The sequence below is a fragment of the Tenacibaculum ovolyticum DSM 18103 genome, assembly GCF_000430545.1.
GTDB lineage: Bacteria > Bacteroidota > Bacteroidia > Flavobacteriales > Flavobacteriaceae > Polaribacter > Polaribacter ovolyticus.
On record NZ_KE387164.1, the window covers coordinates 114,118 to 126,313 of the forward strand.

Genomic DNA, 12,196 nt, shown 5'->3' on the forward strand with positions numbered 1-12,196 from the left:
ATTATGAAACAATCAATTTTATCAATAGGTTTACTACTAACAATGAGTTTTTTTGTCTCTTGTAGTGATGATACTCCAGTAAAGCAACCTAAGAGTGATACGAAATTAGCAGTTGCTGTTCAAGTAGGTGAAAAAACGGAAGCTACGAATGTGGTTTTGGGGGTAGAGAATTTTATGGAGTCAGTAATATCACCAATAAATAATGGTATTCAGCAAGACGGTAAGCGAAACTATTATTTTGTAAACAATACTATTATTAGCTCAGGGTATAAAACCACCAATTGTATAGGGTACGATATTAAAGATGGAAAACTTACAAAGAAAGGTGAATTTGCTTTTCCAGCTTCTTTCGATTTATTAGGAAAAGGAGATGATAAAACAATGATTGCAGTAGAGAGCCCTAGAGCTGGTTTTGAAAACAGAACAATATTTTTAGTAGATACAGATAATTTAGTTATTACTAAAGAGCTAGCAACAAAAATAGATGAACGACAAGATGAGAACTTAATGTCTTGGCCAACTGGTATTGCTGTAAAAGGAGGTAAGCTGTTTTTATCTTATTATTTAACGAGTGCTACAGGTGATGCTTGGAAAACACCAAACTCTAATGAAGCAAGAATAGCAGTATATAGTTACCCTGAATTAATTTTTGAGAAATTGATAAAAGATACTCGTGGGTCTGATATCGGATTTTATGGAAACTATAATGGATTAGTAAAAGATGAAAATAACAATATTTATACAGCATCTACTTCTTCTTCAGCTTGTGGATTTGATCCTGCTCCAGCAAATAAATCTGCAATTTTAAAAATTAAAAGCGGGGATACTGATTTTGATAAAGATTATTATTTTGATTTTGAAACTGCTTCAGGAGGAAATAAAATTAATTTTTTACATTATGTAGGAAATAACAAAGCGGTTGTAAGAATGATTACCGATGATTCGAAAAAATGGGACGCATTTGCTCCAGTAGGAAAAACTCCTATTTGTAAAATTGCTATTGTAGATTTAGAAGCTAAAACGGTAAAAGAGGTTACAGATATTCCATTACATGGAGGACAGTGGGCTACACCTGCTTTAAATCACAACGGAAAAGTATATATGAATATAAGTGATAATAATGGTGCTTATATTTATGAAATTGATGTAAATACAGCAACTGCTAAAAAAAGCCAACAAGTTGAAGCGGCTGTTGTAAAAGGAATTTTTGCTATGAATTAATCATTTTTTTTGCTTTTTTTAAAGAGACGTCATAAGGGATTATACCTTATGACGTCTTTTCGCGTTTAAATTGTTTTTAAAATTTTGGTATATTTGTAAGGAGACAATAAAAAAAACAGATAAATATGCATTGGCAAGATCTTTTAGCTCATTTAAAATATATGATAAAACGCAAACCAGAGTAACTGTTTTGTGTAGTAAGCTAAGAGTTAAAAAAAAGATTTTAATTAAATCATTTAAATATGCCATTTTATCATAAATTAGGAGAAATTCCACCAAAACGCCATACGCAGTTTCGTAAAGAAGACGGAAGCTTGTATTACGAACAGCTTTTTGGGACTGTAGGTTTTGACGGAATGTCTACCAATAGTTACCACGAACAAAGACCAACACAGGTTAAAGAAATAAGAAACCAATATAGTGTTGCTCCAAAAGTTGCAAAAGAAAATAATATTCAATCATATAGGTTAAGAGGGTTTCAAGTAGCACCAGAAGATGACTATCTAGAAAGCCGAAAAATTGTATTAACAAATTCAGATTGTCATATTGCTTTAGCAGCTCCAAGAAAGTCTACAACAGAATATTTTTATAAGAATACAGATTCTGATGAAATGATTTTCGTTCATAAAGGAACAGGAAAACTTAGAACAATATATGGAAATTTAGATTTCAAATATGGAGATTATCTAATTATACCAAGAGGAATTATTTACAAAATAGATTTCGATACAGAAGATAATCGTTTATTTATTGTAGAATCTCATTCACCAATTTATACACCAAAACAATATAGAAATTGGTTTGGACAATTATTAGAACATTCACCATATTGTGAGCGAGACATTCGTCGTCCTTACGAATTAGAAACTAATAATGAGAAAGGAGAATTCATTATAAAAGTAAAAAAGAAAGATGAGATTTTTGATATGGTATATGCAACACATCCTTTTGATGTAGTTGGGTATGATGGATTTAATTATCCGTATGCATTATCGATACATGACTTTGAGCCAATTACAGGTAGAATTCATTTACCTCCTCCAATCCATCAAACTTTTGAAACAAATGCTTTTGTAATTTGTTCATTCGTACCTCGATTGTATGATTATCATCCTGATTCAATTCCAGCGCCTTATAACCATAGTAATATAGATGCTGATGAGGTTTTGTATTATGTAGATGGCGATTTTATGAGTAGAAATGATGTTGAAGCAGGTCATATTTCATTGCACCCTGCCGGAATACCTCATGGTCCCCACCCAGGAGCTGCAGAAAGAAGTATTGGTAAAACAGAAACTGAAGAATTAGCTGTAATGGTTGATACTTTTAAACCTTTAATGGTTACAGAAGAAGCAATGAAAATTGCTGACGAAGATTATTTTAAATCTTGGTTAGGTTAATATATCATTAAATACGTTCATTAAAGTAATTAGAAGCTGTTTCCTGCTTTTCGCTATATCTTTTTAATCGGTTATCAATACAAATTTGTTCATTCTTCACAAATTCACTTGAACTGATAATTAAAAAGGATGCCGCTTCAATCAGGGCTAAGCTTACTTATAAAGTTTCTTTCTTTTATTTAGGTAAAAGATAATTTAAAAAGACAAAATATCTTGTAGGTATTTAATACCTATGGAGTTTATAAAATATAAAGTATGAGTAAAAAAGAAGTAAAGTCAGTAAACTACGGTTTAGAAAAAATATTTGCAGGGGCACAAGATTTTCTTCCGTTATTAGGAACAGATTATGTAGAGTTTTATGTAGGTAATGCAAAACAAGCAGCCCATTTTTATAAAACGGCTTTCGGTTTTAAATCATTAGCATATAAAGGGTTAGAAACAGGATCTAGAGATTCTGTAAGCTATGTACTAGTTCAAGACAAAATTAAATTAGTATTAACAACACCATTAAATAGTAAGTCGCCAATTAACGATCATATTGTAAAACATGGTGATGGTGTAAAAGTGGTTGCTCTTTGGGTAGATGATGCTAGAAGTGCGTATGAAGAAACAACCAAACGTGGAGCGAAATCATATTTAGAACCAACTGTTGAAACAGATGAGCATGGTGAAATTGTAAAAGCAGGAATTTACACTTATGGCGAAACAGTGCATATGTTTGTTGAGCGTAAAAACTATAAAGGTACATTTATGCCAGGTTTTCAAAAATGGGAATCTGATTATAATCCAACTTCAGTTGGTTTAAAATACATTGACCACATGGTTGGTAATGTAGGTTGGAATCAAATGGATGTTTGGGTAAAGTGGTATGAAGATGTTATGGGATTCGAAAATTTCTTATCGTTTGATGATAAGCAAATTCATACTGAGTATTCTGCATTAATGAGTAAGGTTATGTCTAACGGAAATGGTCGTATTAAATTTCCAATTAACGAACCTGCAAAAGCTGCAAAAAAATCTCAAATTGAAGAGTACCTAGATTTCTATGAAGGATCAGGAGTACAACATATTGCTGTTGCAACTGATGATATTATTAAAACGGTAAGTCAGTTAAAAGCACGTGGAGTAGAGTTTTTACCGCCGCCTCCACAGTCATATTACGATATGATTCCTGAAAGGTTAGGAGAGCATAGAGATATGATGAAGGAAGATATCAAAGAACTTCAGAAGTTATCTATTATGATAGATGCTGATGAAGAAGGTTATTTACTACAAATTTTTACAAAGCCTGTTGAAGATAGACCTACCTTATTCTTTGAAATTATTCAAAGAATGGGAGCTCGTGGTTTCGGAGCGGGGAATTTTAAAGCATTGTTTGAATCAATTGAAAGAGAACAGGCTAATAGAGGAACACTATAAGCTAATATATTAGATAAAAGAACCAAGATTACAGATGTTATATCTTCTCTCTTGGTTCTCTTTTTATTTTTAAAAAATGAATCAGAATTTTAAGAATATAAAATCACCTTTCTCATAAAATTTATTTTATATCAAAAAAAAGTAAATTTTAAATTTAAAAGTATAAAAATGAGTAAAGAAGATATTTTAAAAGCATTAGAAGAAAAGTACGATAAATTAGGAGTTCCTTTAAATACAATGTTAGAAGGATTGCTTCATAGTACGCCAATAACTTATTGGGATTATATTCAAACAGATGCGTTATTGGGATTGCAAATTCCTAGAACAACAGAAAAAGATGAAATGGTATTTATCATGTATCATCAAGTAAACGAACTGTTATTTAAAATGATTTTGTGGGAAATTGATCAAATTTCTCTTTCTAAAGAAGCAATAACTGCAGAGAAGTTCTCTAAGCATTTAATGAGAATTAGTAGGTATTTTGATATGTTATGTAGTTCTTTTGATGTTATGGGTGATGGTATGGATGTAGATCAATATCTCAAATTTAGAAATACATTAGCTCCAGCAAGTGGTTTTCAAAGTGCTCAATATAGAAAAATAGAATTTGCATCAACAGAATTGATTAATTTAATAGATGTTAGATATAGAGATACTATAGATAGGGATTCATCTTTAAAAAATGCATTTGATCATTTATATTGGCAGGCTGCTGGTAAAGATCATAAAACAGGTAAGAAATCGACTTTAATCAATTTATTTGAAGAAAAGTATATGGGAGATTTTATTGATTTTATGGAGGATTATAATGAATGTAATCTTTCTAGAAAATTTCAAGAACTACCCAAAGAGTTTCAAGAAAACGAAGAGTTAATAGCTGCAATGCGTCATTACGATTATACAGTAAATGTAAAATGGGTACTAGCACATTATGATGCTGCAGGTAAATATTTAGGAGGAGGTGATAAAGATTTAGAAGCTACTGGTGGAAGTAATTGGCGTAAATATATGCATCCAAAGTATCAAAGAAGAATTTTTTTTCCGTATTTATGGAACGAAGAAGAGCTTAAAAATTGGGGTACATTTTAATTTTAACTAATGAAAAATATAAAGCTGTTTGATTTTTAATATCAAACAGCTTTTTTTAGTTTGGAACAATAATTGTTTAATTTTTTTCATAAGTTTGAACATCATGAAGAAAAAGATATTATTTATTGCGCTGTTATTTATTAGTATAATTGCTTTTGGTCAAAAAAAAACAACTGTATTTAAAGGAGGCGAATGGCTTAAGTTTAAAATGAGTTATAGTGGGTTTTTAAAAGCAGGAAATGCTACCTTATCATTAAAAGAGGAAAATTTAAAAGGAAAAAAAGTATTGCACGCTACAGGAAAGGGGTGGACTACGGGAATGATTAAATGGTTTTTTAAGGTAAAAGACGATTATCAATCTTATTTTGATATAGAAACTGGAAAACCTTATTTATTTAAAAGAAAAATTAATGAAGGAGGTTATAAAAAAAATAGACACATAACTTTTGATCAAGAAAATAACACAGCATATGTTCAAGATTTTATAAAAAAGAAAGAGAGTACTATTTCAGTAACTGGCCCTCAAGATATGATTTCTACATTCTATTTTTTAAGAAGTTATAATACGAAGGGAATGAAAAAGGGTGAGGAGATAAAGGTAAATATGTTTTTTGATAATAAAAGTTATCCTTTTAGATTACGTTTTTTAGGGAATGAAACATTAAAAACGAAATTTGGAAAAGTTAAAACTCAAAAATTTAGACCATTAGTTCAGTCTGGAAGAGTTTTTAAAGCAAAAGAAAGTGTAACGGTATGGATTACAGCCGATGATAATAAAATACCAATAAAAATGAAAGCATCTTTAGCTGTAGGTTCTCTTCGTGCAGATTTAGAAGCATATAAAGGATTAGCAAATCCTTTTGAAGTAATTTTTTAATACAACAATTTAATAAATTGTTTACTTATTGTTAAAGTGTAATAGAGAATAGTTTTTATTTGTACTTTTGCAAGTAAACTCAATTTTAAATAATTTTTTTTGAAAAAATATATTCTCTTACTCTTTATTTTTGGCATTTTTTTATCTTGTAAAGAAGAAAAAAAAGAAGAAATAAAGATTCCTGTAAAGATAGAAAAACCAAAGCCTATTTATGCTTTTGGATTTAACTTAGATAATTATAAAGTAATAAATGACACCATTAAAAATGGTGAAAGTTTTGGCGTTATTTTAGATAGATATCATGTAGGGTATCCAAAAATAAATAAAATAGCAACAGTAATTAAAGATACTTTTGATGTAAGGCGAATTAGATCAGGAAAGGCATTTACTATTTTAACATCTAGAGACTCTCTTGAAAAGGCACAAGTTTTTATTTATAAACACAATAAGGTAAATGCGACAATTATTAATTTTAAAGATTCTGTTGTATCATCATATAAGTTTAAGAAAAAAATTAAAACAATAGAAAAAGAAATCGCAGGAGAAATTTTTTCAAACTTATCAGTTACAATGGATAGTTTAAATCTTAGTGCTTCATTAACAAATACTGTAGCTGATATTTATGCCTGGACACTTGACTTTTATCGATTACAAAAAGGAGATAAGTTTAAATTAATTTATGAAGAGAAATTTATTAATGATACTGTTTTTGTTGGGTATGGAGAAGTGAAAGCAGCGGTTTTTAATCATAAAGGAGAAGATTTGTATGCTTATAAATTTATAGGTGATTCAATTAAGAACATTCCAGAATTTTATAATGAAAAAGGAAATATGCTGAGAAGGGCATTTCTAAAATCACCAATTAAATTTCAATACCGTATATCATCACGTTATAATTTAAGAAGAAAAATTGCATTATATGGAAGAGTTCGTCCTCATAGAGGGACAGATTTTGCTGCAAAATATGGAACTCCAATTATGACGACAGCTAGTGGTACAGTTGTAGAAGCTGCAAGAAAAGGAGGGAATGGGAATTATGTAAAAGTAATGCATAATAGCACATATACAACTCAGTATTTACATATGAAACGAAGAAATGTTAGAGTTGGAGATTATGTAAAACAAGGAGATATTATAGGTTGGGTAGGTATGACAGGAAATACCAGTGGACCACATGTATGTTATCGTTTTTGGAAATATGGAAAACAAGTGGATCCTTTTCGAGAAAAACTGCCATCAGCAGAACCATTAGATTCTTTGGTTAAGCCAGCATATTTTAAATTTATAAAACCATTAAAAATTCGATTAGATAGTATAAAATTAGCTGTAAAGGACACTGTTTCTGTTCCTTTAATTAAAAAAGAAACATTAGCAACACATTAACTATGCCGTTACAAAACATTAATCCAACTCAAACTAAGGCTTGGGAAGAATTAACTGATCATTATAGAAAAGCAAAAGAATATGACTTAAAAGAGCTTTTTCGTAAAGATAAAAACAGAAAAGAACGATTTTCTATTCAACTAGAAGAACTGAACGTTGATTTTTCAAAAAACCTTATTACACAAGAGACAATTGATTTGTTGGCTTCTTTAGCTAATCAAACTCACTTAAAAGATGCTATTGATAAGTATTTTTCAGGAGATAAAATTAATGAAACAGAGAATAGAGCTGTTTTACATACGGCTTTGAGAAGTAATTCGGGAACTCCCGTTTTAATTGATGGCAAAGATGTTAAGCCTCAAGTGCAAACAGCTTTAAGGAAGATCAAAGGCTTTAGTAATAAAGTTATTTCAGGGAAGTGGAAAGGGTTTACAGGTAAGGTAATTACGGATGTTGTTAATATAGGGGTAGGAGGATCTGATCTTGGACCAAGCATGGTTGTTGAATCTTTACAGTTTTATAGAAATAAGTTAAAAGCGCATTTTGTATCTAATATAGATGGAGACCACGTTGCAGAAGTATTAAATAAATTAAATCCTGAAACGACATTATTTGTAATCGTATCTAAATCATTCGCTACAGACGAAACGTTAACGAATGCAAATACTATTAGAGATTGGTTTTTAAATTCAGCAACGGTTTTTGATGTTTCAAAACATTTTGTAGCTGTTTCTTCTAATGTAGATAAAGCTATAAACTTTGGAATAGATAAAAAAAATATCTTTCCTATGTGGAATTGGGTTGGAGGAAGGTTTTCTTTATGGTCATCAGTAGGTTTGTCAATTTGTTTATCTATAGGTTTTGGTAAATTTAAAGAGTTATTAGATGGAGCAGAAAAGATGGATAATCATTTTCGTGAAACATCTTTTGATAGAAACATACCAGTAATGCAAGCATTGTTAAGTGTTTGGTATAATAATTTTTTTAAAAGTGAAACAGAAGCAGTTTTACCGTATAGTGAATACCTAGCAAAAGTACCAGCTTATTTACAGCAATCAGTTATGGAAAGTAATGGTAAAGGAGCTGATAGAAATGGAGAGGAAGTAAATTACCAAACAGGAGGAATTATTTGGGGTGCAACTGGTGCAAATATGCAACATGCTTTTATGCAGTTAATTCATCAAGGAACAAAATTAATTCCAACAGATTTTATAGGATTTGAAGAATCATTACATGGTTTAACAGATCATCACAAAAAATTAATGGCTAATTATTATGCTCAAATGGAAGCTTTAGCCTATGGTAAAACAAAAGAAGAAATTCATTTAGAGTTAAAATTTGAAAACAGATTAGATGAAATAAATCAATTATTACCATACAAAATATTTAAAGGAAATCGGCCAAGTACCTCATTCCTCTTTAATAAATTGACTCCAGAAACTTTTGGGATGTTAATTTCTGCTTACGAGCATAAAATCTTTACACAAGGAATTATATGGAATATATTCTCCTTTGATCAGTTTGGTGTTGAATTAGGTAAAGAACTCGCAAGAAAAATGTTAAATAATTAACTTTATTTGTTTTTTGTCTCCATTATGGAAAGGGTGTTTGTTAAATACGTGTTAAAAAGCTTAACATTAACTTAATATTAGCAGCATAGAAAAGTAAGACCTTTGCTACTGCATTTAATAACAAATAGATTTAATAATGAGAAATTTTAAAAATGTCTTACTGGCAGCATTGTTCTTTGTATCGGCTACAGTTTTAGGACAAACAAAACTTACTGGTATAGTTGTCGATGAAATGGGCGAGCCATTACCAGGGGCTAGTATTGTAGTTAAAGGGACTGCAAACGGAACATCAGCAGATTTTGATGGGAAGTTTATGTTAAAATCAAAATCAAATTCAGGAACTGTTGTTGTTTCCTTTGTTGGTTACTTAAAAAAAGAAATAACTTTTTCAACTTCAAACTTAGGGACTATTAAGTTAGAACCTTCAAATGTTTTGGATGAGATTGTTATAGTTGGTTCTGGAATTATCGATTTAGCAGAAGATAGAAAGACGCCAGTAGCTGTATCTACAATTAGAGCTGCTGAAATTCAAGCTAAAGCCGGAGCATGGGATTTACCAGAGGTTTTAAAATCAACTCCATCAGTACAGGCAGTTAAAGGAGGAGCTTTTGGAGAAGGGCAAATGTATTTACGTGGTTTCGATCAAACAAATACAGCTTTCTTATTAAATGGACAACCAATTAATGGTATGGAAGATGGTAAAATGTATTGGTCTAATTGGCAAGGAGTTATGGATGTAGCTAATGCGGTACAAGTACAGCGTGGTTTAGGTTCTTCTAAATTGGCAATTTCATCAGTAGGTGGTACAGTAAATATTGTAACAAAAACGATTGATAATAAAGAAGGTGGTTTTGTACAACAAATGGTTGGAAATAACGGGTATACTAAATCTACTGTTTCTTATTCAACTGGAGTTAGTGAAAAAGGATGGTCTTTTACTGGTTTATTTGGTCACTGGCAAGGAAATGGTTATGTAGATAACACTCATGGAGCAGGGCAAACATATTTTTTATCTTTTGGGTATCAACCAAATGAGAATAATACGTTTAACTTTATGTTAACGGGAGCTCCTCAATCACATGCTGTAGCAGGTAGAGGAGATGTTAAGGATTTTTTAGATAACGGTATTCGTTTTAACGACTGGAATACATCAGGAGTAAATAGTCCTAATACTTTAGGTAACTCAAATGTGTATCCTGGAGGTAGAAACGTTTATCATAAACCTGTAGCAAACTTATCTTGGGACTGGACAATAAATGATAAATCATCTTTATCTACAGTGTTATATGGTTCTTTAGGTAGAGGAGCATTTGTTTCTTTACAAACTGATAGAGATTCAGGGGCAGCCTTATATGGTAGAGGATCTAACAACAATCACAACTGGTTTGGGTTAGTATCTAATTATAATAATAAGTTAAATGAAAACTTTAACCTAAATGTAGGTGCAGATATAAGAACATATAATGGTATTCACTTTAGAAGTGCTAACGATTTTATCGGAGTTAGTTCTGTTGATGTAAATACAAATTCTACACGTAGTGATTATAGTACTTTTATTGGGGAACCTTATACTTTGAATAATACTTTTGGAGGGGTTAATGCTTGGGATTTATTATTTAATTCGAACAATGATCATAAACAACGTTTTGGATATGATTACGAAGAAGTAATAACATACTACGGAACTTTTGCGCAATTAGAGTATTCTAAAGATGCTTTATCAGCATTTTTTCAAGGTGCAATATCTAATCAAGAACATCAAAGAGAAGAATTTTTAAGAACTCAAAATGTTGGTAAATCTGAAAAGTCTAAAAAAGTATCTAATTTAGGATACAACTTAAAAGCTGGTTTGGCTTACGAACTTAATGAAAATAATAAGGTATTTGCTAACGCTGGTTATTATTCTCGTCAACCATATCATGAGGATTTATTTTTGACTGATAGATTAGCTAATGATTTCGCACCAGGAGTTGAAAATCAAAAAGTTTTAGGTTTAGAAGCTGGTTACCAATTTAAAAGTGAATTTGTTTCTGCTAATTTAAATATTTACAATACTGAATGGAGTAATAGAACAATAAGTAATGTAAACAGAGATAATTTTGATACTCCTGAATTTAGATCTTTTAAAACACAAGGTGTAAAGCAAATTCATAGAGGTGCTGAATTAGAGTTGTTTACTAAGCCATTACCAGGGTTTAAATTAAACGGATTTATATCTTATGGAGATTGGAAGTATGATGGTAATGGAACAGAATTTGCATACGATAATTCAGGAGCATTATTAGGAACTTCTGAAGTAAGTGTTGATGGGTTTGAAGTTGGTGGTGGAGCACAAACCAGTGCTGGTATTTCAGGTAGCTATAAAATTTTAAGCAGCTTAACAGTTGATGCTAATTGGAACTATTATGATAGATTATTCTCTGATGCTCAAATTAAGTTTGCACCAGTTGAGTTACCTAGTTATAATTTAACCGATATAGGGTTAACTTTTAAACCAAAATTAAAGGAGGGAACTTTTATTAAAGGATTACAGTTTAGAGTTAATGTAAACAATGTATTTGATACTCTTTATCTTGAAAGATTACAAGAAAGTAGAGAAGCTTCTTCTGATCCATCAGAAAATTGGAATGGAATTAATATTAATAATAGAGGACGTTTTGGTTACGGAAGAACTTGGAATGGGTCTATTAGATTCAATTTCTAATTCTTAATAAAGAAAAAATAAAAACCACCTCAATTGAGGTGGTTTTTTTATGCATAAAATTCAGTAAGTTTGTAACCAACAAAACTAACAGACAAATAATGATTAAAACATTACACTCTTATTGGGCATATATAGTAGTAGCGGTATTACTTTTTACTGTTATAAACGCAATTATTGGATTAGTGCAAAAAAAAGAATTTACTCATAAAGAATTTCGTTTAGGGTTGTTCGGTTTAATCACTACTCATATTCAATTATTACTAGGGTTCTTAGTATATTTCGTTGGAGGCTTTCAAAGTGGATTAGGTGACATGAAAGATTCAGCAGTTAGATTACTAGCTTTAGAACACCCTTTAATGATGATAATAGCAATTGTTTTAATAACAATTGGATGGTCAAAACATAAGAAACAAGTAAAAAGCGAAACAAAGTTTAAAACTTTTACAATTTTTTACGGATTAGCATTAGTGCTAATCTTATCAAGAATTCCTTGGAATAATTGGTTTTAATTTAAAAATATAGTCCCGCTTTC

Annotated in this window: 9 protein-coding genes; all 9 read left to right on the forward strand. The window is 30.6% G+C overall.

Annotated elements, in window-relative coordinates; all coding sequences use genetic code 11:
• Window positions 1-3 precede the first annotated feature (3 nt).
• Window positions 4-1,221, forward strand: a complete 1,218-nt coding sequence (locus tag H518_RS0115250; RefSeq protein ID WP_028889872.1) for a DUF4374 domain-containing protein — start codon at window positions 4-6, stop codon at window positions 1,219-1,221.
• 242 nt (window positions 1,222-1,463) lie between these two features.
• Window positions 1,464-2,621, forward strand: a complete 1,158-nt coding sequence (locus H518_RS0115255) for a homogentisate 1,2-dioxygenase (RefSeq protein ID WP_028889873.1) — start codon at window positions 1,464-1,466, stop codon at window positions 2,619-2,621.
• A 255-nt stretch (window positions 2,622-2,876) separates the two neighbouring features.
• Window positions 2,877-4,040, forward strand: coding sequence for a 4-hydroxyphenylpyruvate dioxygenase (hppD, locus tag H518_RS0115260; protein WP_028889874.1), 1,164 nt, complete (start codon window positions 2,877-2,879; stop codon window positions 4,038-4,040).
• A gap of 168 nt (window positions 4,041-4,208) precedes the next feature.
• A complete protein-coding gene (locus tag H518_RS0115265; RefSeq protein ID WP_028889875.1) occupies window positions 4,209-5,129 on the forward strand; it encodes a tryptophan 2,3-dioxygenase family protein in 921 nt (306 codons plus the stop codon).
• 103 nt (window positions 5,130-5,232) lie between these two features.
• On the forward strand, window positions 5,233-6,006 hold the full coding sequence (locus H518_RS0115270; RefSeq protein ID WP_028889876.1) for a DUF3108 domain-containing protein: 774 nt from the start codon (window positions 5,233-5,235) through the stop codon (window positions 6,004-6,006).
• 99 nt (window positions 6,007-6,105) lie between these two features.
• Window positions 6,106-7,389, forward strand: a complete 1,284-nt coding sequence (locus H518_RS0115275) for a peptidoglycan DD-metalloendopeptidase family protein (protein WP_028889877.1) — start codon at window positions 6,106-6,108, stop codon at window positions 7,387-7,389.
• Window positions 7,390-7,391: 2 nt separating this feature from the next.
• On the forward strand, window positions 7,392-8,960 hold the full coding sequence (pgi, locus tag H518_RS0115280) for a glucose-6-phosphate isomerase (protein ID WP_028889878.1): 1,569 nt from the start codon (window positions 7,392-7,394) through the stop codon (window positions 8,958-8,960).
• A 136-nt stretch (window positions 8,961-9,096) separates the two neighbouring features.
• Window positions 9,097-11,664: a TonB-dependent receptor gene (locus tag H518_RS0115285; protein ID WP_028889879.1), complete on the forward strand. Its 2,568-nt coding sequence runs from the start codon at window positions 9,097-9,099 to the stop codon at window positions 11,662-11,664.
• Between the two features lie 98 nt (window positions 11,665-11,762).
• Window positions 11,763-12,173 (forward strand): hypothetical protein, encoded by a 411-nt coding sequence (locus tag H518_RS0115290; RefSeq protein ID WP_197474526.1) that lies wholly within the window; start codon window positions 11,763-11,765, stop codon window positions 12,171-12,173.
• The last annotated feature ends 23 nt before the right edge of the window (window positions 12,174-12,196 follow it).

Coding starts and splice junctions, on each gene's coding strand:
- H518_RS0115250 (WP_028889872.1), top strand. CDS start 4: ATGAAACAATCAATTTTATCAATAGGTTTACTACTAACAATGAGTTTT.
- H518_RS0115255 (WP_028889873.1), top strand. CDS start 1,464: ATGCCATTTTATCATAAATTAGGAGAAATTCCACCAAAACGCCATACG.
- hppD (WP_028889874.1), top strand. CDS start 2,877: ATGAGTAAAAAAGAAGTAAAGTCAGTAAACTACGGTTTAGAAAAAATA.
- H518_RS0115265 (WP_028889875.1), top strand. CDS start 4,209: ATGAGTAAAGAAGATATTTTAAAAGCATTAGAAGAAAAGTACGATAAA.
- H518_RS0115270 (WP_028889876.1), top strand. CDS start 5,233: ATGAAGAAAAAGATATTATTTATTGCGCTGTTATTTATTAGTATAATT.
- pgi (WP_028889878.1), top strand. CDS start 7,392: ATGCCGTTACAAAACATTAATCCAACTCAAACTAAGGCTTGGGAAGAA.
- H518_RS0115285 (WP_028889879.1), top strand. CDS start 9,097: ATGAGAAATTTTAAAAATGTCTTACTGGCAGCATTGTTCTTTGTATCG.
- H518_RS0115290 (WP_197474526.1), top strand. CDS start 11,763: ATGATTAAAACATTACACTCTTATTGGGCATATATAGTAGTAGCGGTA.